Annotated in this window: 23 protein-coding genes and 1 other annotated feature (1 of these 24 cut by a window edge); of the genes, 7 read left to right on the plus strand and 16 right to left on the minus strand. The window is 36.4% G+C overall.

Going from position 1 to position 25,233, the window contains the following annotated elements; genetic code table 11:
• Positions 1–99 (plus strand) — a binding site (T-box leader) (it extends 141 nt beyond the left edge of the window).
• Positions 100–133: 34 nt separating this feature from the next.
• Genes NMG63_RS08955 through NMG63_RS08970 form a run of 4 tightly spaced genes read left to right on the plus strand, consistent with a single transcriptional unit; the run spans position 134 to position 3,835 of the window.
• Entirely contained in the window at positions 134–1,336 is a 1,203-nt protein-coding gene (locus tag NMG63_RS08955) for a M20 family metallopeptidase (protein ID WP_034886652.1), read from the plus strand.
• The gene (locus tag NMG63_RS08960; RefSeq protein WP_254007025.1) at positions 1,311–2,375 is read left to right on the plus strand and encodes a methionine ABC transporter ATP-binding protein; all 1,065 of its coding nucleotides are present in this window, start codon (positions 1,311–1,313) and stop codon (positions 2,373–2,375) included. Before NMG63_RS08955 ends, NMG63_RS08960 begins: the two co-directional genes overlap by 26 nt.
• Positions 2,365–3,036: a methionine ABC transporter permease gene (locus tag NMG63_RS08965; protein ID WP_254007026.1), complete on the plus strand. Its 672-nt coding sequence runs from the start codon at positions 2,365–2,367 to the stop codon at positions 3,034–3,036. The genes NMG63_RS08960 and NMG63_RS08965 overlap by 11 nt, the downstream gene beginning before the upstream one ends.
• A 10-nt stretch (positions 3,037–3,046) precedes the next feature.
• Complete coding sequence (locus NMG63_RS08970; protein ID WP_250659043.1) at positions 3,047–3,835, plus strand: MetQ/NlpA family ABC transporter substrate-binding protein; 789 nt, start codon at positions 3,047–3,049, stop codon at positions 3,833–3,835.
• Positions 3,836–3,864: 29 nt separating this feature from the next.
• Here NMG63_RS08970 and NMG63_RS08975 read toward each other — a convergent pair whose 3' ends face one another.
• The 13 genes from NMG63_RS08975 to mnmG form a co-directional block, all read right to left on the minus strand.
• Positions 3,865–4,650, minus strand: a complete 786-nt coding sequence (locus NMG63_RS08975) for a TatD family hydrolase (protein ID WP_238000472.1) — start codon at positions 4,648–4,650, stop codon at positions 3,865–3,867.
• A 49-nt stretch (positions 4,651–4,699) separates the two neighbouring features.
• Entirely contained in the window at positions 4,700–6,040 is a 1,341-nt protein-coding gene (mnmE, locus tag NMG63_RS08980) for a tRNA uridine-5-carboxymethylaminomethyl(34) synthesis GTPase MnmE (protein WP_238000473.1), read from the minus strand.
• Positions 6,041–6,081: 41 nt separating this feature from the next.
• A complete protein-coding gene (locus NMG63_RS08985) occupies positions 6,082–6,633 on the minus strand; it encodes an SIR2 family NAD-dependent protein deacylase (RefSeq protein ID WP_238000474.1) in 552 nt (183 codons plus the stop codon).
• Between the two features lie 25 nt (positions 6,634–6,658).
• Positions 6,659–7,519, minus strand: coding sequence for a nucleoside hydrolase (locus NMG63_RS08990; RefSeq protein ID WP_367399277.1), 861 nt, complete (start codon positions 7,517–7,519; stop codon positions 6,659–6,661).
• Positions 7,520–7,623: 104 nt separating this feature from the next.
• Positions 7,624–8,139, minus strand: coding sequence for a hypothetical protein (locus NMG63_RS08995; RefSeq protein WP_013853479.1), 516 nt, complete (start codon positions 8,137–8,139; stop codon positions 7,624–7,626).
• Between the two features lie 88 nt (positions 8,140–8,227).
• The gene (locus NMG63_RS09000; RefSeq protein WP_013853480.1) at positions 8,228–9,097 is read right to left on the minus strand and encodes a ParB/RepB/Spo0J family partition protein; all 870 of its coding nucleotides are present in this window, start codon (positions 9,095–9,097) and stop codon (positions 8,228–8,230) included.
• The gene (locus tag NMG63_RS09005; RefSeq protein WP_003774236.1) at positions 9,081–9,878 is read right to left on the minus strand and encodes a ParA family protein; all 798 of its coding nucleotides are present in this window, start codon (positions 9,876–9,878) and stop codon (positions 9,081–9,083) included. The genes NMG63_RS09000 and NMG63_RS09005 overlap by 17 nt, the downstream gene beginning before the upstream one ends.
• A gap of 29 nt (positions 9,879–9,907) precedes the next feature.
• The gene (gene noc / locus NMG63_RS09010; RefSeq protein ID WP_013853481.1) at positions 9,908–10,663 is read right to left on the minus strand and encodes a nucleoid occlusion protein; all 756 of its coding nucleotides are present in this window, start codon (positions 10,661–10,663) and stop codon (positions 9,908–9,910) included.
• On the minus strand, positions 10,656–11,372 hold the full coding sequence (rsmG, locus tag NMG63_RS09015) for a 16S rRNA (guanine(527)-N(7))-methyltransferase RsmG (protein WP_003774233.1): 717 nt from the start codon (positions 11,370–11,372) through the stop codon (positions 10,656–10,658). The genes noc and rsmG overlap by 8 nt, the downstream gene beginning before the upstream one ends.
• A gap of 177 nt (positions 11,373–11,549) precedes the next feature.
• Positions 11,550–14,006, minus strand: coding sequence for a hypothetical protein (locus NMG63_RS09020; RefSeq protein WP_254007028.1), 2,457 nt, complete (start codon positions 14,004–14,006; stop codon positions 11,550–11,552).
• A gap of 204 nt (positions 14,007–14,210) precedes the next feature.
• Positions 14,211–15,995, minus strand: a complete 1,785-nt coding sequence (gene typA, locus NMG63_RS09025) for a translational GTPase TypA (RefSeq protein WP_254007029.1) — start codon at positions 15,993–15,995, stop codon at positions 14,211–14,213.
• 555 nt (positions 15,996–16,550) lie between these two features.
• On the minus strand, positions 16,551–17,528 hold the full coding sequence (locus NMG63_RS09030) for a Gfo/Idh/MocA family protein (protein WP_254007030.1): 978 nt from the start codon (positions 17,526–17,528) through the stop codon (positions 16,551–16,553).
• Between the two features lie 10 nt (positions 17,529–17,538).
• Positions 17,539–19,389, minus strand: coding sequence for a tRNA uridine-5-carboxymethylaminomethyl(34) synthesis enzyme MnmG (gene mnmG / locus NMG63_RS09035; RefSeq protein ID WP_254007031.1), 1,851 nt, complete (start codon positions 19,387–19,389; stop codon positions 17,539–17,541).
• A 142-nt stretch (positions 19,390–19,531) separates the two neighbouring features.
• Here mnmG and NMG63_RS09040 point away from each other — a divergent pair, with 142 nt between their 5' ends.
• From NMG63_RS09040 to NMG63_RS09050, 3 genes are read left to right on the plus strand one after another with little or no spacing between them, the layout of a single operon-like run.
• Positions 19,532–19,903: a GntR family transcriptional regulator gene (locus NMG63_RS09040; RefSeq protein WP_254007032.1), complete on the plus strand. Its 372-nt coding sequence runs from the start codon at positions 19,532–19,534 to the stop codon at positions 19,901–19,903.
• On the plus strand, positions 19,887–20,777 hold the full coding sequence (locus NMG63_RS09045) for an ABC transporter ATP-binding protein (protein ID WP_254007033.1): 891 nt from the start codon (positions 19,887–19,889) through the stop codon (positions 20,775–20,777). The genes NMG63_RS09040 and NMG63_RS09045 overlap by 17 nt, the downstream gene beginning before the upstream one ends.
• Positions 20,761–22,755 (plus strand): ABC transporter permease, encoded by a 1,995-nt coding sequence (locus NMG63_RS09050; RefSeq protein WP_254007034.1) that lies wholly within the window; start codon positions 20,761–20,763, stop codon positions 22,753–22,755. Before NMG63_RS09045 ends, NMG63_RS09050 begins: the two co-directional genes overlap by 17 nt.
• A gap of 110 nt (positions 22,756–22,865) precedes the next feature.
• On the opposite strand, the gene NMG63_RS09055 is transcribed toward NMG63_RS09050, so the two are convergent.
• From NMG63_RS09055 to NMG63_RS09065, 3 genes are all read right to left on the minus strand, one after another.
• The gene (locus NMG63_RS09055) at positions 22,866–23,885 is read right to left on the minus strand and encodes an IS3 family transposase (RefSeq protein ID WP_367399273.1); all 1,020 of its coding nucleotides are present in this window, start codon (positions 23,883–23,885) and stop codon (positions 22,866–22,868) included.
• Positions 23,825–24,529, minus strand: a complete 705-nt coding sequence (locus NMG63_RS09060; RefSeq protein ID WP_254006375.1) for a helix-turn-helix domain-containing protein — start codon at positions 24,527–24,529, stop codon at positions 23,825–23,827. The genes NMG63_RS09055 and NMG63_RS09060 overlap by 61 nt, the downstream gene beginning before the upstream one ends.
• A 92-nt stretch (positions 24,530–24,621) precedes the next feature.
• On the minus strand, positions 24,622–25,224 hold the full coding sequence (locus NMG63_RS09065) for a histidine phosphatase family protein (RefSeq protein ID WP_254007035.1): 603 nt from the start codon (positions 25,222–25,224) through the stop codon (positions 24,622–24,624).
• Between the last annotated feature and the right edge of the window lie 9 nt (positions 25,225–25,233).

Below are 25,233 nucleotides of genomic sequence, written 5' to 3' on the forward strand. Positions count from 1 at the left end.
CGCCCGTTAAAGCGATAGAGTTTGATAGAACTTGAAGAGGTTAATATCCGTGAGGTATTAATAAATTAAGGTGGTAACATGAGCACGCTCATCCTTTGGGATGGGCGTTTTTTATTTGTCAGGAGGAAAGTTTATGAAAAATAGTATTGAATCAGCTGTCTTGAAGCGTATTGATCATTATAAAGAACTCGCGCTTGATCTTCATGCACATCCAGAGATATGTAATGAAGAGGTCTATGCCTGCAGTCTTTTAAGTTCTCTTTGTACTGAAGAGGGGTTTTCGGTCACTGTTGGTGTGGCAGGTCATTCGACAGGCTTTGATGCTCGCTATACGACAAAAAAAACGGGTCCTGTAATTGTATTTCTTGCGGAATATGATGCCCTTCCCGGCATCGGGCATGCCTGTGGTCATAATCTCTTTGGTATTACATCCATACTCGCCGCGACTGCACTCAAGTCGATAATCGATGATATCGGTGGTGAAATCCGTATTTATGGGACACCTGGAGAAGAAGGTGGAACAAACGGAAGTGCCAAAGCGAGCTTTGTCCGAGACCATTATTTTGATGATGTGGATGCAGCGTTATGTGTCCACCCCGGTTACTTACACAGTCTCACTGTGGAAACCCTGGCAAACGACCCTGTCGATGTATCCTTCTTCGGAAAACCCAGTCATGCAGCGGCTGCACCTGAATTAGGAATCAATGCACTTGAAGCACTCATCCAAGTATTTAATGCAAGTAATGCCTTACGACAACATCTTCCTCAAGATGTCATGATTCATGGAATTATTACCGATGGCGGTGTAGCACCAAATATCGTACCCGAATTTGCGAAGGGACGTTTCTACTTAAGAGCAAATACCCGTGCTACCCTCTCAGATGTCTACAATCGATTTGAAAATATTGTAAAGGGCGCTGCATTATCCACAGGATGCCACTATGAATTTGGATTATTCCAAAACGCTGTCGATGATACCGTTATTACTCCCTCCTTTGACAAACTCTACCTTAAGCATCTTCAAGAATATGGTTTTGATGTTATTGAACGAGATGGTTCTACATTTGGCTCTAGTGATGTTGGAAATGTAAGCTATGTTGTACCAACAATCCAACCAACCATAAGCATATCGGACACTTTTATCGCAGGTCATAGTCCAGAATTTAAAGCAGCAGCATGTAGCACCCAAGGGCTCAACTCCATTCACCTTGGTGCACAACTGCTTGCGTTGACCGCACTTGATTTAATGATTGACCCTGAACTCCTCCAAACAATCAAAGACGAACACCAAGAAAGGATCGCGAAACAAAATGATCAAACTCCAAAATATAAATAAAACTTTTTATACAAATGATAAAGCCGTTCACGCACTTAAAAATGTTTCACTTGATATCCAAAAAGGTGAAGTATTCGGTGTAATTGGATTTAGTGGTGCCGGAAAAAGTACCCTTGTGCGTTGTATCAATTTGCTTGAAGTTCCAACATCAGGAAATGTTATTGTAAATGGAACACAACTAAATCCAGATCTATCTAAAGTAAGTTTCCAAAACCGACATCATCAGTCTCAACAATTACGAAAACAACGAAAAAAAATCGGCATGATTTTCCAACAGTTTAATCTTATGAAATCACGAACCGTCTTCCAAAATATCGCATTCCCACTTAAAGATCAAAAACTTTCGAAAGAAGTCTTAACTAAAAAAGTTACGGACCTCTTAGAGCTTGTCGGCCTTCAGGACAAAGCAAATGCTTACCCCAGTCAATTATCGGGCGGCCAAAAGCAACGCGTAGGAATTGCCCGTGCTCTCGCCAATGACCCAGATATCCTTCTGTGTGATGAAGCAACAAGTGCTCTTGATCCACAAACTACAAAAACAATCTTAAAACTGTTAAAAAAAGTAAATACAGACTTAGGTATAACGATTGTGATTATTACCCATGAAATGGATGTGGTAAAAGACATCTGTGATCGCGTTGCGGTTATGGAGGATGGTGAAGTTAAAGAAGTGAATTCTGTTAAAGAAATATTCGCAAATCCAACTGCACAAATCACGAAAGACTTTGTGGATACAACTACAAATACGCTTGAAACCATCGATCTCTTTAAAACGAATCCAGATATTTTAGATTTAAAAGATGATCAAAGTCTCGTAAGAATTGATTTTATTGGTTCAAATACGCGCGAATCTGTTATTTCTGAGATATCACAACAATATAACGTTAGTGCAAGCATCATTCATGCGAATGTTGAGATTGTTCAAAGCGAAATCGTGGGTACAATGCTCATCATTCTATCAGGATCACGTAAATGTGAAGCATTGGATAATTTACGTCAACGTAATATTAATGTGGAGGTAATTGAAAATGGTAAATAGCCTAATACCCAATCTAATACAATATTGGCCAGAATTTATAGAAAGCATCCAACAGACACTTTATATGCTTACCAAAGCAGGGATTTATTCCATAATTGCAGGTCTATTCTTTGGTGTTATTCTCGTATTAACACGGGAGGATGGACTCAAACCGAATTCTGTAATCTATCACGTACTTGATACTTGTGTAAATATTTTTAGATCCATACCTTTCGTGATTTTACTTACGGCACTCATTCCAATTACGAAAATGGTTTCAAGTACGGCTATTGGTGTCGAAGGCACCATCTTCCCACTTGTAGTAGGATGTACACCTTTCTTCGTACGACAAGTCGATTTAAGTTTATCTGAAATAGATCGTGGACTCATCGAAGCCGCACAATCTATGGGTCTTTCTACCTTCCAAATTGTCATCAGAGTCTATCTACGCGAAAGCATCCCCTCTCTTGTCCGTTCCACCACAATCACACTGATTAGTCTTCTTGGTCTTACGACACTTGGAGGCGTAGTAGGTGGCGGTGGATTGGGCGACTACGTTATTCGTTATGGTCATAACAAATATAATACCGATATATCAATTGTAGCAGTCCTCGTAATTCTAGTTTTTGTATCAATCATACAAAGCCTTGGTAATTTTATTATTAAGAAAACAACACATTAAGGAGAACATTATGAAAAAAACACTTATATTATTTATAACATTATTAACATTAGTCGGTTGCGGCTCAAAGTCTAAAGAAAACGTTGTACGCGTCGGTCTCCATGGTGGTGACCAAACAAAAAGCTGGAACTATGTTGTGGAGCAAGCAGCTCAAGAAGGTATAAACGTCGAACTGGTTTATTTCTCAGACTATCCACAACCTAATGCAGCTTTAAACTCAAAAGAAATTGATATGAATGCGTTCCAACATCATATTTACTTAGATGATGAGAGTCAACAAAATGGTTACGAACTCACTGCAGTTGCAGATACATTCTATTCACCACTGGGACTTTATTCACGATCAATTAAAGACTTATCTGAATTGAAAGATGGTGACAAGATTGCGATTCCAAGCGATCGAACAAATGGGGCTCGTGCATTACAATTACTTCAAACTCACGGTCTTTTGAAATTAAATGATGCGAAGCTTCCAGATAAGAAAGATATCGTTGAAAACCCACATAACTTTGATATTTTTGAACTCGAGGCATCCAACCTTCCCGGTGCACTTGCAGAGGTACCACTTGCAGCGATTAACTCCGGGATTGCTGTCGATGCTGGCTTTACCCCAAGTCAAGATGCAATTAAACTAGAAACGTTAACGGAAGAAAATTCCGACTATGTAAATCTCATTGCAATTCGAACTGAAGATAAAGATCGTAAAGATCTAAAACGAATTGTGGAACTGTATCAAACAGATGCAGTGAAAGCATTAATTATTGAAGAAACAAGCGGTGCTTCAGTCCCTGTGTTTTAAACTAAAAAAGAATCCCTTGGGATTCTTTTTTAACGTTTGAAGAGCGTCTTATAATTTTGGTGGATTTGGGATTTAACTTGTTGTGGAGTTAAATCTTTCAATTCACCAATTTTCTCGCCCGTATACCGTACAAAAGCAGGTTCGTTTCGTTTACCCCGTTTGGGTACTGGCGCTAGATACGGAGAATCTGTTTCCGTTAAAATACGGTCAATAGGTGCGATGTTTAATACATCCCGGACGTTTTGACCATTTTTAAACGTAAGAATGCCTCCTACACCAATATAAAAGCCTAATTCAAAAAGACGTTTCGCATTCTCTACCGTATCACTATAACAATGTACAATTCCTGATGCTCTTGCAGGATGGGACTCAAGAATTTGAAGAACATCTTCCATAGCATTCAGTTCTCCATTACGAACATGAATTGCGACCGGTTTACCGAATTCATTCGCAATCTCAAGTTGTCGCTTAAAGACGGCCTTTTGTTCTTCACGATTAGAATCATCCCAATAATAATCAAGACCAATCTCACCAACACAAACAACTTGAGGATGTTCAAGATATGCCATCATCTTTTCAAGATCACCTTCATGTGCATCTTTCACATCACAAGGGTGAATACCAATTGCTAGATCAAACATATCTGTGTCTGATTTAGTCTTTTCCAGTGCATCTTCTATTTCTTTTAACGATCCACAAATAATGCATATCTTATCAATGCCTTCACTTTTCGCATTGGACACCAATTCATCAAAAGATTCAACTAAACCTTCTGATGCAATGTGTGCATGCGAGTCAATCCAACCATATTCCATTTTCTTACTCCTTATTGACGATACGAAAGGCTCCCATAGGAGCCAAAATTTATTTTCCCAGACAGAAACGCGCAAAGATTTCATCCAGCACATTAATATCTTTTTTCGGTTTAATAATTGAAGCGAGTTCTACATAAGACTCATTTAAATCAATAGTTACCAAATCGAGTTCCATTCCAAATTCCAATGCTTCAAGTGCACGTTGCATTGCGAGGTAACTTTTTTGTACCTGTGCAATATGACGTTCATTGGATAAAGTAGGTTTTGTTAATGCTTTGGTATGTTCAACATAACGCTTATTGATTTCATCCACAAGTTCATGCACATCACCTTCTAAAGCACTTACGTATAAACCATCCGGTTCTCGATTAACGAGATCTTTTTTATTGTAAACAATAATGCGTTCTTTATGTTTTGTTGCTTCTAATAAATCAATATCTTCTTGATCACGAGCTCGTGATGCATCGAAAACCACAATTACAAGTTCTGCAGATTCGAGTGCTTTTCGACTTTTTTCAATCCCGATTTGTTCAATTCGGTCTCCGGTATCACGCAAACCTGCTGTATCAATTAAGTGAAGGGCTACATTCTCTAATCGAATCCATCCTTCGACTAAATCTCGTGTCGTTCCTGCAATCTCCGTTACGATTGCTTTATCTTCTTCAAGGAGAACATTAAGAATACTTGATTTCCCAACGTTAGGTTTACCCAGTATAACAGTCTTAACGCCTTCTTTCATGATTCGACCACTCTGTGATTCTTTAAGAATTTTACCTAGATCTTCTAAAAACCGCTTCGCTTCGGGTAAAATCACAGCTTCTGTTAGCACTTCAACATCATCATATTCGGGATAATCAATATTAACCTCGATATTTGCGATCATCTGAATTAGACGTTCGAGAAAGGGTTCAATTAATTTACGAACATTCCCTTGAACACCAGAAATTGCAAGTTCTTGCGCAAATTCATTTGGAGCTTGAATCAATTCCATCACCGATTCTGCTTGAGACAGGTCAATGCGTCCATTAAGGAATGCACGCTGTGTGTACTCTCCCGGTTCAGCCATACGTGCTCCAACTGATAAACATAAACTTAAAACTTTCTTTGTCACCAATACACCACCGTGACAACTAATTTCAACTACATCTTCACGGGTGTAAGTTCGAGGCGCTCTAAAAACACTGACGAGAACCTCGTCAACAACTTGTTTGTTCACGGGGTCAATAATATGACCGTAATGAACTGTATGTGAATCCACATGCTCTAAATCGCGTGAAAATATTTGATTCACGATATCGATGGCATCCACACCACTAATTCTTAAAACATTGATGGCACTTTCTTGTAGCGCCGTTATAATTGCTACTATTGTATCTGTTATCATACGCATATTATAGGTAAAAAAAAGAGAATGCGCAATGAATTCTCTTTTTAATCGTTAATTATAGATTCAAGTGTTTCTCGAACTTGCTCAACAGCATTCTCTTGAATCTCTATGATCTCCACACCATTCGCATACGCAATTTCGCGTAAATCTGTTGCGACCGCAGTAAATCGTGATGCTCCAATAACAAGTAAAATGTCCCCCTCTTTTAATGAATCTACTTTTTCATAGGCGCGTCGATAACTTGGAGCAGGATCTCCATATAATACCGGCTTATTGAAAAGTTGATCCGCATAAGCGAGCTCATTCTCATTTGGCATTGATCCGTGTAAAGCAATGGGGGAACTGCCTGCTTTTTCATGTAAACCATCGATATTCATCGTGATAATTGGAATGTTATATTCCGAAAGGGCCCGATGAGCGTCATTCGGTTCTGCCTTTTGAATGATGTAATACAATTCTGCTATTGTTTCTCGATATGCTTCGGGATGTTGTGTCGCAAAACTTCGATGCAATCGATCCCGAACTTCAGGTTGTTCCATAAATGTACTTATTCCCGATGCCTTACTAATTCCGGCACCTGTAAACGCTAAAATCATAAAACCACTCCTTTATGCCATTGTATCACGATATACGTGCTATAAGGGCATCGATATCACCAAGTAATGACTTCTTAAAACCCTCAATATCTGCATCAAGCGCAACTTTTACGTTGGGGGATTTGCCTTCACGATAAGCGTCTACATTAAGAATCGTGCGCCCTTTTTGCTCTTGATCTGTGAGGACGTCCAGATTAACGTGAGGTCCTGTGATTAAGTTAGGATTAAGTGCCGCAAAAACCGCAAGTGGATCATGTAATGCGCAGCCATCCCACAACGGATACGCATCTTTATATGCGTCGAGGTAATAAAGGACAATTTGATAAAGCTCGGGCGCTGATGACTGCCAGTGGGCTACATCCTCTTTGGTAATGATTGCCCGAGTCGTAACATCCAAGCCAATCATTGTAATCGGTGTTGAACTTCCGAGAACGATCTTACTGCTTAAATCATCTTGAGCAATGTTTGCTTCTGCAAACTTACTTACATTACCTGGAACACTAAATGCACCTCCCATTAAGACAAGATTACCGATTCCAGCCATAGCCTTAGGATTTCTCTCAATTGCTTTAGCGAGGTTTGTAAGAGGACCTGATGCGATAATCACAAGGTCTTTACCATACTTTTCCGCAGACTCAATAAGAAAATCAACTGCATGTTTTGTAGCTTTCATGTTAGGAGATTGGGTTAAAACAGCATTTCCAATTCCATTTTTACCATGAAATCTAATCCCACCAGCAAGACGTTCATAAGTATTGTCCCTACGAGCATGCGTGCATCCTTGATACACAGGAATATGATTTTGATTAAAGTAATGGAGAAGGTCTAGTGTATTCTGTGTTGCTCCTTCCACATCAATATTTCCATAAACCGTGGTAATTCCAATTAAACTCTATTCTTTTTGCGCACACATATATACAATTGAAAACGTATCATCAATACCTGTATCCACATCTAAAATATACTTCATAAAATCCCCTCTATTCTATTTTAAGGAATATAGCAATCAAGTTGATTCGTTTTAACCAGCTCATGAATTCCTTCAATGGTCGGTGAACGATCAATCCATCGTCTATACCCTTTTACTTCTTTATTATCATACATAATTTCTGTCGCTCCTGAAATCAAATACTCAGGTTTATATTCTATATTCTTTGTTTCAGGATTTTCTTCCTCAATATTTACGACATAAATTCTTGCTTGGACACTTTGATTTCCACCAACACACATATCTAAAGGGTTCAGACGAAATGATCGAATTGTATCTGTTTTTACGAGATTTTGGTAGAATTCTTCTGCATTCTCATTAAGTGTATCACCAAACGTTTCTACTAAGATCGATACATCTCGAACTAAGGTATCATCTTTGACTTCTTGGACTTGAGTTTGTGATTTTTGATAAACTAAAAGCCCAATTACCATTAACATTAGTACGACTGCAATTTTTATTAAATGTTGATTCCTTTTATTGGATTTTTTTAGTTCTGTTTGTCGCTCTTGTGTCATAATTTCACCTCTAACGTTACAATATCATTATCGTTTTAGCGATATGAGAAATTACTATGAAAGATAGAAAAAGGACGCTTTGGCGTCCTTACTCAATAATATCAAGCAACTCTAAAATACGATTTAAATCTTCGTCGTCATCAAACGAAATCACCACTTTATTATTCGCGATATTAACGCGTGTTTGTAAGCGTCGTTCGAATAATGATTGTGCATAATCATAATCTTTATTACGTAACTTCGGTTCAACAGGTTTCACATCTTCTTTATTGATGAGACGTTCTGCTTCCCGTACCGATAACTTCTTACTTAAAATTTCTTCCGCAATGCGTTCAATTTCTTTTGGATCTTCGATTGTGACAAGTGGGCGCACATGACCCATTGTGAGTTTATTATCACTGACCATTTCTTGTACAGATTTTGGAAGTCTTAATAAACGTAATAAGTTTGTAATATGACTACGGGATTTACTTACTCGTTTCGCAACTTCTTCTTGAGTTAAACCTAAACGATCAATTAATGAACTATATCCCATCGCCTCTTCAATTACATTTAAATCTTCACGTTGAACGTTCTCGATAATCGCAATTTCCATCATCTGTGAATCATCAAAATCCACAACGATCGCTGCGATTTCTTCGATATTTGCGCGTTTGGTAGCACGTAAACGACGCTCTCCAGCTACAAGTTCGTATCCCTTATTCGTTTCACGAACTAAAATCGGTGTAAACAAACCATGTGTTGAAATTGATTGTGATAATTCTTCTAATTTATCCTCGTCAAAATGTCGACGCGGTTGGTATGGATTTGTGCGAATATCTTTGACTTTAAGGCTTGTTTTAACACCCGTAAATTCATCATTATTGCCTTGTTGAATATCCTCAAGTACTGAAGATACATCATCACCAAAAATTGCACCCAGTCCACGACCTAAACGATTACTATCTTTCTCTGCCATTCGAGTCACTCCGTTTCTTATTATATGATAAGACTTCTTTCGCTAGAGATGCGTATGCTTTAGCGCCTTCCGATTTTAAATCATATTCGAAGATTGAGTTTCCACGAGAAGGAGCTTCTGACAACTTAACATTTCTAGGGATATTACTCTTATAGACACGTTCTTTAAAATATTTACGAACTTCTTGTTGAACCTCAACACTCAAACGAGTACGAACATCAAACATCGTAAGTAAAACGCCTTCTATTTTTAAATCTGGATTAAACAGCTTTTGTACAAGCCGGATTGTGGATAACAATTGTGTTAACCCTTCAAGTGCATAATACTCACATTGAACCGGTATTATGACTGAATCCGCAGCCGTCAGTGCATTTGTATTTAACAAACCTAATGATGGTGGACAATCTATAATAATATAATCATAGTCATCCTTTGCTTTAATTAATTTATTCTTTAAAAGACGCTCACGACCAATCTTAAACTCAACCATCTCGAGATCTGCTCCAGCAAGATCAATTGTTGCGGGAATTAAATCCATTGGGGGAGTATTCAAAGACATTTTAATGTCGCTTACTTCTTTTTCAGAAAGAATTAAATCATAGGTACTGTCTTTAATCGCCATTCTATTTGCACCTACACCTTGAGATGCATTTCCTTGGGGGTCAAGGTCTACTAATAGAACTTTTTGGCCTAAGTAGGCTAACCCAGCAGATAAATTAATACTCGTCGTTGTTTTCCCAACGCCACCTTTTTGATTAGCTACAGCAATTATTTTCCCCATTGACTCACATCCTTTGTTATATTCTTAAGTTATTTAGGGAAGCGTATCGTAATGATAACCTCATCATTCGTTTCTTCCATTTCATGTTTTACCGTAATTCCTGTTTTTTCAATCATTCCGATCGATTGCTTGATTGTATTAATACCAATCTTAATGTGTTGAGAAATACCACGTGTTACTGTTTTTTTCTTTCGTGGTTTGTTAATGAGGGTCTCTGTCTCTTTAACATTCAACTTTTTATTAAGGATTTCGTCTAAAACTTCTTCAGTTTTTTCTTTTTCAACACTTAATAGAGCACGAGCATGACGCTCAGTAATTCTACGCTCTCCTAAGGCTTCGAGTACGGGTTCAGGCAATTCAAGTAAACGGATTTTATTCGCAATCGCTGATTGTGATTTCCCTACTTTGGTTGCGAGTTCCTTTTGAGTTATTTTTTGAATTCGTAAAATATCGCGATATGCTTTCGCTTCTTCTAACACACTTAAATCTTCTCGCTGTATATTTTCGATAAGCGCTAATGTTGCACTTTTATCATCGTCAATATTACTGATAATGCACGGAACTTCTGTAAAACCGAACATTCGCATTGCTCGATAACGACGTTCTCCGGCAATAATTTCATATTCATCTGTCTCGTTGACTTCACGAACAACAATCGGTTGAAGAAGGCCATTTTCACTAATCGATTGACCCAATTCCAACAAACTCTCATCGTTAAAAGTTAGCCGTGGTTGATTACGGTTAGGTTTAATTTTTTCAATAGCTATTTCTCTACGATCAATCATGATTCCTCCCAGACAGTGGTGTCTTCTTAATTTTAGCATAACTTCTTGGATACTTCTTCGAAGCGGACTTCACTTTTTTAATCTCTAAATTATAGCGGTCGCCCATGATATCATCACAAAATTTATGAGTTTGAATTAATTCTCCTCCCAGGATTTTGATAGCCTTTAGGGAATCTTCATATTCCTCGATTCCTTTTGTTCCTTTCATTGCTAAAAATACGCCACCAACTTTGACAAAAGGCAAACATAATTCACTGAGTATATCAAGATAAGCAACGGCACGTGCTGTTGCGACATCAAAAGACTCACGAAGTTCTCCGATAACATCTTCTGCACGACCATTTAAAACGATTGTATTTTTTAAGCCGCACTCTTGTACAACACGTTCTAAGAAGTTTGTTCGCTTTGTTGTTGGCTCGATACACGTTACTGTGACATCGGGACGCGCAATTGCAAGAACGATTCCTGGAAATCCAGCACCACTCCCAATGTCTGCAATGCTACTGTTTTCTTTTATTAATGGCGAGATAAGCAATGAATCATAAAAATGCTTTAAAAATATCCCCTCATCATCATCGATTCCCGTTAAATTTAAGACTTTATTCACTTCTTGAATAAGATTCTTGTACGTTAAAAATTGTTGTTTCATTTCTTCTGAAACAACAATCCCCAACGCTTCAATTTTACTAATAAATTCTAAAAAATTCATGAAGCCTCCAATTGCAATGCATCTTTTATTAACACATTTTTATCATCTTTGATTCTTAAGATTAGAATCGAAACTACGTTGTAATTATAGCGTATTTCACAGATTTCCACAACAAAACCTAGAGACAAATATTTGGGCAAAAAAGCATAAAAGACAGTCAATACTGTCTTTTATGTACTATTTAACAATTCTATTTTTATACCTTTTCGATAATAATACACAAACACCCGTCAATATGAGGAATTCACTCCAAATATTACTGTGTTTTTGTTTCCCTGTTTTGGGAAGAACGCTATCTTTGTTATTCTCTATTCCCCGGGTAATCAATTTTTCATCAAAGTTTTGTATATCTGTTCCAACTTGGTTTTGTTTTTGCTTTTGAGTTCTGTCTTTTTTAAGTGATTTAGTATCTGATGGTGTTGTTCTCATAACCGTTAAAGCATCTCTTTCTTTAGTCTCTTTGAAACTGCTTATGTCATTATGATTCTTATTTTCCATCTCCACTCCGTCAATTAAGTATGACGCTGCTATTTCATAAACATCCATTTGGTGTTCAATGGTTGAACGTTCTTTATAAAGATCATTCATTATCTTTACAGATTCTTGTTCATGATGGATTCGATTTTCTATGTCTTGTAGTAAAATTCGTTCTAAGTTAATGCGCTTTTGAGTCTCAATAAAATCTAAGACTTTATATGCTTCGTCCATTTTGCTTAAATCTATTATTTCTTCCGGTATCTCTGTACCCACTAGAAGAGGCATCGTGTCAAATGATGGATGATCCTGTATCGCGTGCCCGTTCACATCTAACATGAAATAAACCTGCTGATTATCATTAAACAATCCCTTTTTTTCTAATTTTTGACTTGATTGATTAATATTTTCAATGGTGATTGGATTTTCGTTCAATTCAATTTGCTCACCTTCGAGATGATTTTCGAGACTGATTGGTTTTAACTGCTCCTCATATTCTTTGATGCTCAATTCATATGCAATACGGTTTTTACGATCTTGTTCCAAAATCTGTTCTAAGTTTTTTTGCTTAATGAATTCTTTCTCCATAATTGCTTCCATACCGTGGTAAAACTCGTGATTGGGTATCTCATCAATACTGTATCCTTCTAGAAATATAGGATCTGGAAGCAGTACGTTTTTTGGTTCCTCAGCGATGGTCTCATTTACACTAAATCCTTCAACAGAGAGTATTTCTTCAAGATTTGGCTTCAATTCTTGTTTTGAATATTCTTGAATTACAAACCCGTCTACACTCAATAATTCATTTGGATCGACCTTTCCACCATTAATGTTTGGAATCAAAATTTCTAATGAAATATCAATATCCTCTTCTTTTTTGGGTTTATATGCCTTCTGAATTTCAATATGTAATGGCTGAATTGCACGATCAATATATATTTTCGAATCGTTTGCTGCAATCACAAACTCATCACCAACAGAAAACGATGGCTTTTTTGAAAGATTTAGCTTGAATAAAAGGTGCGACTGATTAAAAGCTACCGATTTTTTAATATGTGTTGCTTGATTATCTTCTAAAAGATGAATATCAATTGTATCTGTCGATTTAACGTTTGGATAAGTGAGAATATTAGGTCCCCATTCAATTTGATATTTTTTATTAATAAATCGTTCTACATTTATTTTAGATATATTCTTAAGCTTGTCCTCATTAATGTTTAACTCAACACTTGGGTCACTCAGTGTATAGCGTTTAATTTTAAATGACGTATCTAAATCATCGTGATGAACATTTTTAAACATTACCTTCTCATCCTTAACAGTACCTACAAGCTCTTTTTGTTTTTCATTTATAAGGACAATTTCGCCCGTAACACTTTTCAAGTTTAAGCCTATTAATGGAATTTCTTTCGTAATATTTTGACGAAGTCGGAATTCAAACTCATAATCATTAATAACTTTTTTTTCGATTTGAATTCGATCATCTCCATCCGTAATGATATCAAAAGTAAATGGTTTTTGGTCATCGTCATACTTTGTTGTGATAAATGAATAATGCTGTCTCGAGATACGTAAATGATGTGTTGTTTGAAGACTCTTTGACCGCTCCCCATTTTTCGTTAAGATAAACTGTAACGACTTTACATCATTGATGGGACCATCATGTACTACCGAAAATTTAATTGTTTGATTTTTTATTCGATAAATATTAATTGTATTCTGGTGCTGGATTACTCGATATTCCGAAGCGTCCGGTGTTTCACCATGAATTTTAAATCCATACACTTTGTGATAAACATTGGAGTCTTCCAAATTAAAATCCATAGAATCTTGTAATGCTAAATTATCAATTGTTATAGATTTTGTGTCCTTGGTAAGATTTGATATTTTACCAATTTCAATCGAAAAATTATTCTTAAACTCCTCTTGCATGACCAAGGATACCGGTTCGTCACCACTCTCCATTCCGAGCCATTGTATTGTGTAAGTTTTAGACCCGCTAACACAGGATTCCTTACGATTACAAATTCCGCGCATACTTGCACCAACATCCCGGTTCAAGTCTTGGAATTCATAATTCACATCTGCGGAAACATTATCTATTTGATAAGCACTGAAAAGTAAAATAAACATTACAAAGATACAGATTTTTCGTATCATTTTATCCCCTCCACACTAATTAGCGTGTTAAATTTTTACATACAGTAGCCTAAATTGTAAAGAGGTCTTAGAATTTACAACTAAATGTGGTAGATGGGCTCACAACAAAATGACCCAAAGAAATTTTTGCTCTTTAATTTATCAAAAAAAGGAGCCGAAGCTCCCTAATCAATTGATTAATTATCTATTTCGTTATTGTTTCATTTATTGTCGTAAATTTTTCTTACGTAATCTAATATTCAAGGGTGTCACCTCAACAAGATCATCCTCAGTAATATAGTCAAGAGCATACTCTAAGGTGAGTGTAATCGGATCCTCAAGTTTCAAAGCTTCTTCTTTACCACCACGTCCATTACCTCGGTAGCTATTTAATCGTTTGTTTCGAATTACATTTACCCACATATCATTTTCTTTGTTCGTAACCCCAACTATCATTCCTGGATAGACTTCCGTTTGAGCACCAATAAAAAATCTGCCACGATCTTGAATATGAAACATAGGGAATGCCATTGAATTACCCGAAGCGTTAGATATGAGTGACCCACGTTTGGGCATATTCAGGGTTCCTTGCTGAACATCATACTTATAATGTTCACGCATCATAATCGCGTTACCATGCGTCAAATTAATGAGGTCTGTTCTAAACCCTAATATGTGGCGTGCTGGGATATACCAATATTGTCGAATATTGTTCTTGCTTTGTTCGACATCATATAAATTTCCATGACGAAGGCTCATTTGCTCAATAATCTTACCGCTATACTTTTCAGGTGTTTCAATAATTACGAGATCGATTGGTTCATACATTATTCCGTTGCATTCTTTAAGAATTACGTGCGGTTTTCCAATTGAGAGTTCGTAACCTTCTCGTCGCATCGTTTCAATCAAAACAGAAAGATGCAACTCACCTCGTCCTGATACAGTGAAGTAATCAGATGATAGACCGGACTCGACCTTCATACCCACGTTAACCTCCAACTCTCGATCAAGTCGCTCTTTAATATTTCGACTTGTAATATACTTACCTTCTTTTCCTTGTAATGGAGAGGAATTCACATAAAAGTTCATGGACATCGTGGGTTGCTCTACCATAATCGCTTCCATAGGAATCGGAGCATCTAGTGAACAGATTGTATCCCCTACGGTGATACTCGATATTCCTGCTATTACTACGATATCTCCACTATGAGCTCGCGTAACTTCTTTATGTGTTACACCCTTGTAAACAAACATCTTTTTAATTCGCGAGTGAGAATGTTTCCCAAAGTTATTAATAACAGATATACCCTGTCCTTGTTCCAATACCCCTTGATGAATACGTCCAATTCCCAAACGTCCTAGATATGCGTCGTAATCAAGAGTTGAAACTTGCATCTGTAATGGCTGGGTATCTTTGTCTGTATAGACATCCGTATGTTCGAGAATTGTATCAAATAGCACATCCATCGATGCATCACGTACATCTTGATGACGACTTACCTTAAAATCCCGTGTTACACCATATAGTATTGGAAAAAACAGTTGTGATTCATCTGCATCAAGATCCAAGAATAAATCATAAATTTCTTCGAGAACTTCATCTGGACGACGCTCAGACTTATCCATTTTATTAATTAAGACTATTGGCTTTAGATTCTGTTCAAGTGCTTTGCGAAGGACGAACCGTGTTTGAGGCATTGGTCCTTCCACAGAGTCTACTAACAAAATTACAGTATCAACCGTTTTGATTATACGTTCTACTTCTCCAGCAAAATCTGCATGACCTGGTGTATCTACAATATTAATTTTCGTATCTTTATAGAAGACCGAACAGTTTTTAGAGTAGATCGTAATCCCACGTTCTTTCTCGAGATCATTACGATCCATCACACGATCGACTGCCTTTTGCTCAAGTTTAAAAGCACCTGACGTGGATAAAATCCCATCAACAAGCGTACTCTTACCAGCATCGACATGGGCGATGATGGCAATATTTATTATTTTTTTCATTATTATTTTTTCGCTTCCTATTTATCTATTAATTTCAGTACAGGAAGGTACACTTAAAACAACTATATTTTATGTTCTGTTTTATACCTTCAATACACTCTATTTACTTCGATAATATAGGTATTGGAGGTGTCATGACTAAAATTTGTTCGTTTGTTGACATGATATAACCTCGCTTTGGCACATTATATCATAATTAATAATTAAAAAGCAGTATGTGCTACCTTACCAATGATGTTGCATTTTTTTATATCAGTACGAATCGTGAATAGAAAGGAAATCACTAATAAAATTACGACATGTATAAATAGATCTCTCTGTAGATGTGCACAAATATGAAAAATATTTTATCAGTGGCAAAACTTTGATTTTAAGTATAAATAATCTGGAAAACACTGGTTTTATTTTATCGAAAAGAAATGGAGAAGTAGCCCATACATATTAGATTAACGAACTATTTCATTACAGCCATTTTAGTTATCTATTAGCAGTTTAAAGAGATCTTAGAATTTACAACTAAATGTGGTTTTAGATGATTATCAAAAAAAACCAACCCTACTGGGTTGGCTTTGAATAATTATTAGCAGTTTTCCGTGCTTTTTCCGCAACTCTCACGACACTTAATGTTTGTTCTAAGTACAGATCACGAAGTGCAAAATCTTGAGTACGAATTGCACGCTCAAATACTTCTACTTGATATGCTAATCTTGGTAAATCTTGAATGTTGATTAATTCTTTTGAATCTTTCGTAACAATACTTACCGACTCAATACTGCTGACGCTTTCTGGGATATAAATATAACCTTTATCACCCTGAATTTGGCCAAAGTTTTGAGAAAAACTATCTTTAGCACCGACACACTCCACTGTCATCGTAGGATACTTCATTATTAAAATTCCAGATGTATCGATACCATTTGGATGTTTGTTCGCATAATACTTTACTTCATCCGGCATACCGAAAATTCCAACAACAAAGTGAATATTATAAATGTTGATATCGGCTAAAGCACCCCCTGAAAAATGAGGATTAAATACATTTGGTGTTTCGCCTGCTAACAGTGCATCATAGCGGCTTGAATATTGACTAAAATTACACTGAACTAGTTTTATATTACCAATAACCTCTAAATTTGATTTTATAAATTGATAATGCGGTAAATGAATATTGCAAATTGCCTCAAAGAGGAATAAATTATGGTCCTGAGCATAACGGATTAATTGTTGTGCTCGTTCCTCCGTTTCAACAAAAGGTTTTTCTACAATCACATGCTTTCCGGCCTTAAGCGCAGCATAAGCCTGCTCATAGTGAAGACTGTTTGGGGAAGCGATATAGATCGTATCCACCAACGAATCCGAAAATAAAGCATCAAGACTTGTATGTGTCTGTTTGATACCAAAACGCTTTGCTAAAGCATCTGCTCTACCTTGCGTTCGTGAATAAACAGCTTTAAACGAAACACCTGATAAATCTTGTGTTGATTTAATAAATTCTTCGACAATAACCCCTGTTCCAATTGTTCCAATATTCATAATTTCCACCCTATCCTTTGTGTTTGAGTACCATAGCAAGAATTGCAATATCTGCTGGATTAACACCTGAAATACGCGATGCTTGACCCATTGTGATCGGTCTTACAGCAGTCAGTTTTTGACGCCCCTCAATTGATAAGTTTTCAATAGAATCATAGTTAATATCTTCAGGTAATTTAATATTCTCCATTGATCGAAGTTTTTCTGCTTCTTTCATGGCTTTCTTAATATAACCTTCATACTTGATTTCTACTTGGATTTGGAATGCTAAGTCTTTACGAACTTCCATGTCCATCAGATCCAATACCTCTAACAACTCTATACCCGGTCTTTTTACCGCATCATAGATAGTTAGATCATGTGCTTGGAATGGTGAATCTTTTTCAGCAAAATAAGCTTCAAATTCTGGATTATGTGGCAATTTGATTGTTTTACTTGCTTCAATAAATTCATCAATGATTTGAATATCTAACTCTATTTTCTCATAATCTTCATCACTTAACAATCCAATCTCGTTACCAAAGTGTGATAAACGACGATATGCATTGTCATGACGCAGCAAGAGTCGATATTCAGCACGTGACGTTAAAAGACGGTAAGGCTCTAAAGTCCCCTTAGTAACAAGGTCATCGAGCATTACGCCGATATAAGCTTCATCACGTTTAAGAATAAGTGGCTCTTTACCTTGGTTTTTGAGCGCTGCATTAATTCCTGCCATAAGTCCTTGTCCGGCAGCTTCTTCATAACCTGAAGTTCCGTTAATCTGACCTGCTGTAAATAAGTTTTCAACAGTCATGATTTCAAGTGATGGTTTTAATTGAATCGGATCAATTGCATCATATTCGATAGCATAACCATAGCGTTGAACACGACAGTTTTCCAATCCAGGAACAGTACGAATCATCGCATCTTGAACATCTTCGGGTAATGATGAAGAAAGTCCTTGCACATAAGTCGTATCTAACTCCGCAGATTCGGGTTCTAAAAAGATTTGATGACGATTTTTATCTGCGAATCGAACAATTTTATCTTCAATCGATGGACAATAACGTGCACCAACTCCCTCAACAACGCCTGAATACATACTCGATTTATCGAGATTAGCTTCAATTAAATCATGTGTTGTAGGATTTGTATAAGTTAAGTAACAAGGGTATTGTTCCTTAATTACATCATCCTTCTTGGTACTGTTAGAGAAATAATACGGTTCATCGTCACCGGGTTGAATCGTCGTTTTACTAAAATCAATACTATCTGTGTAAACACGTGCAGGTGTTCCTGTTTTAAGACGGAATGTCTTTAACCCCAATGCACGTAAAGATTCAGAAAGATTATTCGTTGTTGGATCTCCATCCGGTCCACTAACAGTAACTGTTGAAGAAAGTAAAATCTTTGAACTCATGTAAGTTCCACTGGTAATAATAACGGTCTTAGCAGCTACAAATTCATCACCTTTACAACGAACACCGGTAACAACACCATTTTCAGCTACAACACCTTCCACCATTTTCTGAACGATTTCGATTCCTGGTTCAGCAAGCACAGCATCACGCATCGCACGCGAATAAGCTAATTTATCAGACTGAACACGCAAGCATTGAACACCGGGTCCCTTACTTGAATTTAATATTCGAAATTGTAAAGCGGTCTTATCCGCAATCTTCCCCATGACGCCGCCAAGCGCTTCAATTTCTCGAACAACAATACCCTTTGCAGGTCCACCAATTGATGGATTGCAAGGCATTGATGCAATTTTATCTACATTTAACGTAAAGAGTGCTGTTCTTTGCCCCATTCTGGCTGAAGCAACTGCTGCTTCAACACCGGCATGACCGCCTCCTACTACTATAACATCATACATATAAAAGCCTCCGTTGGTATTTTATCACAATTATACAACATTCGAGTTGATAATGATTTAAGTTCACTTATTTATTCAAACTTGACACATACGCCATGATGTAATACTGTATTAATGTAAGTGGTACAGATGGGAGGTATCTATGTTTACAATTAATACACGAAACGCAACACCAATATTTGAACAGATTATTCAACAAGTTGGAAAGTTTATAGCTATGGGGATACTCCAACCACATGAACAACTTCCAACCGTTCGTTCCCTTGCCAAAGATCTCGGTGTAAATCCAAATACCGTTTCTAAGGCTTATCATGAATGCGAGATGAATGGTCTTATCTATTCAATTCCCGGAAAGGGATCTTTTGTAAGCGAGCATGAGAAAGGTGTCAGTAACCTTGTCAGCGATGCCTATCAAGAACTCACTGCAATCTATCATAAATTACTTGAATTAGGAGAAACACAAGATACAATACTCAATATATTGAAGGAGTCACATAATGATACGATTCACTAATGTTAATAAAAAATTTGATAACAAAATAGTACTTGAGGACATCAACATTACATTTAATGATGGTTCGATTATCGGGCTTGTAGGTAAAAACGGTTCGGGTAAATCGACCCTTTTACGCCTTATAAGTGGGGTACTCCATGCAGATGCAGGTGTCGTTTTAATTAATGACCAACTGGTCTATGATAACCCCGAAACTAAAAAAGACTTGTTCTTTGTTGGGGATGATCCATTCTTCTTTAGTCAATCAACGATTAAAGATATGCAACAATTCTATAAAGTTTTCTATAAGTCCTTTGATGACAATTATTACCGCGATCTTCTTAGCTTATTTGGTTTAGACGAAAATCGTAAAATAAACGCATTATCAAAAGGAATGAAGCGTCAAGTATCACTTTTACTCGCTCTCGCATCAAAACCAAAGATTTTGTTACTTGATGAAGCGTTTGATGGGCTTGATCCGATTATGAGATTTCGAATTAAACAATTGCTTGGAGAAATGATTATCGATCATAATTCAACCATTATTATTTCATCTCATAACTTAAGAGAACTTGAAGATATTTGCGATACTGTTGCTATTATTGATGAAAATAATATTATGATGAATCAATCAACGAATGACTTTGGTTCAATTTATCACCGTTACCAAATTGCATTTGATTTGGAGAAGAAAATAACAGACTTTGATTTTATGAATCCTCTGAATGTAACGGGATCGGCACGAATTTTTTCGATAATTCTCAAGGGCGATCGTGAAAAAATTGAAATGGATCTCAATTCAATGAATCCATTACTCATCGAACATAACGATGTAACGCTCGAAGAGATATTTATTTATGAAATGGAGAATAAAAATCATGAAAACATTGATTAACTCAAGAATTAATTTTGATTACTTAAAGTTTAACTTTAAGAAATACAAAGGTTTACTCTTATTCTATACAATTCTTCTAATGACTTCGTTTCCAATACCAACTTTAATTCGTTGGATTCAAACTCCTGACCGACATAGTTATGAAAATTATTCTACTGGTTCGGTGTATGTACCCATAATCATCACAATATTTTTGTCGATCGTGACACCAATGATTCTCTTTAACTACTTAAGTAGCAAGAAATCCGTTGACGTATTTCATTCATTACCCATTAAGCGCAGTGACTTATTTCTAACAAACTATGTTGCTTCTCTTCTCATTATTTTTATTCCGTTCACCATCGCCTATTTCTCAGGCTACGGACTCAATAATCTATTATTCAATGAGTCCTTAAAGTGGTATCACATTGAAACTTACTTCCAGTTGCTCGCAATCTTCTTCGCAACGACAACACCTGTGATGTTTGTTTTAATGAATACAGGAACACTTTCCGACGCATTGATTTATACCGTAATTATCTTTGTAGCACCTTTTTTAGCGTTCGGTGCATTGGAACTCTTTGCATCCACATTTGTAATTGGTTACACATCTATGAGAATGGACTCTTTGGCCTTTTTATCACCGCCTACTTCCATATTATTCGGATTAAAATCGATGAATTCTCCCTATGATATGGGTCTTTATGCTTCCTATTGGTTGATCCTTGGACTCATACTCTTGTCGGTATCTCTTGTAATTCACGATGGTCGTAAATCCGAGAAAAGTGAGACACCATTTGTTAATAATTGGTTCTTCCCATTAATCATTTATTTATTTACAGGTATCGTATTAGTTTTCTTGCTTCCAATCTTTGCGATGGGAAATCGAACACTTACTGTAGGTTCGGTAATTATGCCTATTTTAATTGCGCTACTGCTCTTTACGCTATTAAACATTATCAAAAATCGCTCACTGAAAAATATGACAGGAATTCTAAAAAACTATACAATCTTTGCGCTTGTGTTAATGGTATTCTGTACAATCTTATATGTAACCAATGGGCTCGGATATACATACTACATTCCAAAGATTGATAAAATTGAGTCCGTCACCATTACATCTCAAGGTGAGGTTTATGGAAACGATAATGAAAACGTCCTCACCAATGGCGGAAACTATCTTTTTCAAAAAGACCTACATATTACGCGTGAACATCCAGAATTACTCCAACTTACAAATACGTTCCATTATTCAATCATTAGCCAATTGAAAGAAAATGAACCTTTAGTAAGCTCAAATCTTGACGATACTTCGGAATATACTCCCATATACATCGAGTACAAACTCAAAAATGGAAGTAAAATAAAACGTCGTTTCAATATTAAGGATGAGTTATTAAAACCACTTTATCCTGCTGTTGTAAACCCTGATACTTTGAAAGATACAAACATTCTCTTCAATGAAGAAAAGCAAATTAATCAAATTTATATCTTCAATAATACCTTGACGGAAGGTTACCGATTTACAGGTTCACGTAGCGAACTCATTGAAACATATAAAGAAGACCTTAAAAATACTGAACTTCAACCTAATGGCGATACACTTAACTTTGTCGTTGCTTATAAGGTAAAAGACCGTGAATATGTGAATGATTACCTTATAAACATTGATAATCGTCATCCAAAAACAACAGAGTACATCAAGAACAACTTAAAACCAATCGATGACATCAATACCGAAGCAGTGATCTATCGTGACGATGAGGGAGATTCTTTATTCTCCAAAGGAATCAGTGCTTCTTCATCAATCTATGTCAGTGACAGAGTAATGAATATTGATTCGGATTTTGTTACTTCAAGCGAATTAGAGTTACTTAAAGACAAAGTTTCTTCATTTGTACTTTCAGACAAACCTCATGATGTTTATCGGGTTAATGTTGAAGTTATAGATCTTAATGTTTATTTTGAATACTACCTCTCTGTTAGAAAAGATTCATAGAGAAATATATAAAAGAAAGACACGTATACTGAACTGCTCCCTGTCAAGTAGACAGGTGAAATAAATAAAATATCCAAGATGATTTATCACTTTATGATGAATCATCTTTTTTATGCTACAAGTGACTGCATTTGTTTTTCTCTAATGTTTGACCAGTAAGCTTCAATCTTCTTGTTAGTTGGAATCGCGTAGACTACAGGTGTCTCTGTTCCTAGCGCTTCAGTTCGAACCATCATTGGTGTTTTGTTTTTGAAGCGTTTCTGAAGTCTCTTGTTGTTATAAAAATCAATATACACTTCAATTGCTTTCTTCAATTCGCTTCTTGTACTGAATTCATTAGGGTAGTACATTTCTGATTTGATTGTTCCCCAAAATCCTTCCATAGGACCATTATCAATACAATGTCCCACTCTAGACATACTTTGCATCACTCCTTGATCTTCTAGCTGTTTCCTAAATGCCCTACTTGTGTATTGGAATCCGCGGTCACTGTGAAATAAAGGTTTTGCCTCTGGATATCTCGCGATAGCTTTATGATAAGTATCAAACACAAGTTGATTATTGTTCCGATCACTTATTTGATACGCCACAACACTTAAATCATAAAGATCAATAATCGCACTGAGATATAGTTTCTTACTTGAACCTTTAATCTTAAATTCTGTGACGTCTGTCAGCCATTTTTCATTCGGTTTTGCGGCAAAGAAATTTCGATTTAAAATATTTTCAGCTGTGATTTCAGGAGTGCTTCGTGAATATTTTTTAGACTTTTGACGAATCACTGATTTCACCCCTAGCATCTTCATGAGTCTATGAATCCTCTTCGAGTTATATTGAACGCTATTCAACTCATTGATCCAATCCGTCATGCGTCGATAGCCTAAGATATGTCCAAATAGTTCATCATAATCAAGAATGAGATTGCAAAGCTCATGATTTTCAATTTCATTGCTTGTTTCAACACGATGCGTCCATTTATAATAACTACTTCTTGCGATTTTAAGTACCTTACACATCCACTGAATACTCCAGCCATGTTTATGATGTAGTTCCTGCACTGCGAGATACTTTACTTCTTGTTTTGCTTTGGAGAATATCGCCCCCTTTCGATTTCCTTCACTTTTTTTAATAGAATGTTCTCGCGTTCTTTCAGTTCGAGTTGTCTTTCAAGTAGTTTTACTTTACGTTCTAAACGTTCTTCATTACTAAGTTGATCTTCTTGTTTTCGCTTGCCACGTTTATCAAGAAGACCATCATCTCCCAATTCGTTATACTTTTTCACCCACTGATAAACCTGAGCATAAGAAAGTTCATAGCGCTCAGCAGTCCCCTTATAATCGTAGTCATGTTCAATACAATATGCGACAATTTCCTGACGCTCCTCAATTGTTGTTTTTCTACCTTTTGTCATATAGACTTCTCCTTTAGGATCGTAATCCTTTATAGTTTCAAGTCTATTATACTTTTTTATCCATCCGCGCAAAACCTCATGGGAACTTATACCATATTTAATACTAATATCTTTAAGAGAACCTGCGCCTTCAAGATAATCCCTAATTGCGGATTCCTTGAGCTCTTTCGAATAACTTTTGTTTCGATCTTTATCTGAAAAAACTTCAATACCATAAGTTTGATACTTTTTCACCCAACTACGTAATGTACTAGAATCAATAGATAATTCTTCAGCTATTTCTGGTGCACCTTTTATGCCATTCAAATATTCATTAATTGCTTGTTCTTTTATTTCGGCTGGATATTTATTCTTTCTCCCCATAGAAAAAGCTCCTCCTTTTTTGTAGTGCCCGATTTTATTTATTTCGGGTGTCTACTTTAAGGGGAGCTTATCATCATACATACGTGTCTTTTTTATTTTTTAGGTAATTCCTCTACGTTATTTAAGATAATGCGATTTAACGAATCATCGAAATCAACATCAAGTATGTATCCCATTCCATTGGGTGCATGAATTTCTCTAAAGTCTAAGAAGGGCCTGTTTTCTAAGAATATTAACAATGTTTTAATAACACCTGAATGACAAACAATTGTAGAAGATTCCACACTGTTTGCTTTCATATCTTTGAGAATGCACTCCAACTTAGATATAATGCGATAGCTAAATTCTGTCAACGTTTCTCCATGAGCAATGCGTTTATTGATAAGGAATCCATCAAAATAGTTTTCCGATACATCATCCCCATGTACATCTTCATAATCACCAAAGTATATTTCTCGTAATTCTTTACTTGATTCATAGATTGGTGTTTCTTTTCCGTAAAGAATTTCAAACGTATCAATGGTACGTGTTAAATCAGATGTGTAATAACGCTCTGTTTTTGGATATGCGTACTCCAATTTATATTGTTTTAAGTCTTCGATTCCTTGTTTTGACAAATGAACATCAGACCAACCTGAATACGTTCCTTCTTCATTAGAAGTCGTATAACCATGTCTTACTAATACAATTTTCATAAAGCACCC

It is taken from the genome of Erysipelothrix amsterdamensis, assembly GCF_940143175.1.
In the GTDB taxonomy this organism is placed as follows: Bacteria; Bacillota_I; Bacilli_A; order Erysipelotrichales; family Erysipelotrichaceae; genus Erysipelothrix; species Erysipelothrix amsterdamensis.

Excerpts from the sequence above, each read along its gene's own strand:
- NMG63_RS08975 (WP_238000472.1), bottom strand. The coding sequence starts at position 4,650 with ATGGAATATGGTTGGATTGACTCGCATGCACACATTGCATCAGAAGGT.
- NMG63_RS08995 (WP_013853479.1), bottom strand. The coding sequence starts at position 8,139 with ATGACACAAGAGCGACAAACAGAACTAAAAAAATCCAATAAAAGGAAT.
- mnmG (WP_254007031.1), bottom strand. The coding sequence starts at position 19,389 with ATGTATGATGTTATAGTAGTAGGAGGCGGTCATGCCGGTGTTGAAGCA.
- mnmE (WP_238000473.1), bottom strand. The coding sequence starts at position 6,040 with ATGCGTATGATAACAGATACAATAGTAGCAATTATAACGGCGCTACAA.
- typA (WP_254007029.1), bottom strand. The coding sequence starts at position 15,995 with ATGAAAAAAATAATAAATATTGCCATCATCGCCCATGTCGATGCTGGT.
- NMG63_RS08970 (WP_250659043.1), top strand. The coding sequence starts at position 3,047 with ATGAAAAAAACACTTATATTATTTATAACATTATTAACATTAGTCGGT.
- NMG63_RS09030 (WP_254007030.1), bottom strand. The coding sequence starts at position 17,528 with ATGAATATTGGAACAATTGGAACAGGGGTTATTGTCGAAGAATTTATT.
- NMG63_RS09050 (WP_254007034.1), top strand. The coding sequence starts at position 20,761 with ATGAAAACATTGATTAACTCAAGAATTAATTTTGATTACTTAAAGTTT.
- NMG63_RS09020 (WP_254007028.1), bottom strand. The coding sequence starts at position 14,006 with ATGATACGAAAAATCTGTATCTTTGTAATGTTTATTTTACTTTTCAGT.
- NMG63_RS09060 (WP_254006375.1), bottom strand. The coding sequence starts at position 24,529 with ATGGGGAGAAAGAATAAATATCCAGCCGAAATAAAAGAACAAGCAATT.
- NMG63_RS09005 (WP_003774236.1), bottom strand. The coding sequence starts at position 9,878 with ATGGGGAAAATAATTGCTGTAGCTAATCAAAAAGGTGGCGTTGGGAAA.
- NMG63_RS09000 (WP_013853480.1), bottom strand. The coding sequence starts at position 9,097 with ATGGCAGAGAAAGATAGTAATCGTTTAGGTCGTGGACTGGGTGCAATT.
- NMG63_RS09040 (WP_254007032.1), top strand. The coding sequence starts at position 19,532 with ATGTTTACAATTAATACACGAAACGCAACACCAATATTTGAACAGATT.
- NMG63_RS08985 (WP_238000474.1), bottom strand. The coding sequence starts at position 6,633 with ATGATTTTAGCGTTTACAGGTGCCGGAATTAGTAAGGCATCGGGAATA.
- NMG63_RS08965 (WP_254007026.1), top strand. The coding sequence starts at position 2,365 with ATGGTAAATAGCCTAATACCCAATCTAATACAATATTGGCCAGAATTT.
- NMG63_RS09045 (WP_254007033.1), top strand. The coding sequence starts at position 19,887 with ATGATACGATTCACTAATGTTAATAAAAAATTTGATAACAAAATAGTA.
- NMG63_RS08960 (WP_254007025.1), top strand. The coding sequence starts at position 1,311 with ATGATCAAACTCCAAAATATAAATAAAACTTTTTATACAAATGATAAA.
- noc (WP_013853481.1), bottom strand. The coding sequence starts at position 10,663 with ATGATTGATCGTAGAGAAATAGCTATTGAAAAAATTAAACCTAACCGT.
- NMG63_RS09065 (WP_254007035.1), bottom strand. The coding sequence starts at position 25,224 with ATGAAAATTGTATTAGTAAGACATGGTTATACGACTTCTAATGAAGAA.
- NMG63_RS08955 (WP_034886652.1), top strand. The coding sequence starts at position 134 with ATGAAAAATAGTATTGAATCAGCTGTCTTGAAGCGTATTGATCATTAT.
- rsmG (WP_003774233.1), bottom strand. The coding sequence starts at position 11,372 with ATGAATTTTTTAGAATTTATTAGTAAAATTGAAGCGTTGGGGATTGTT.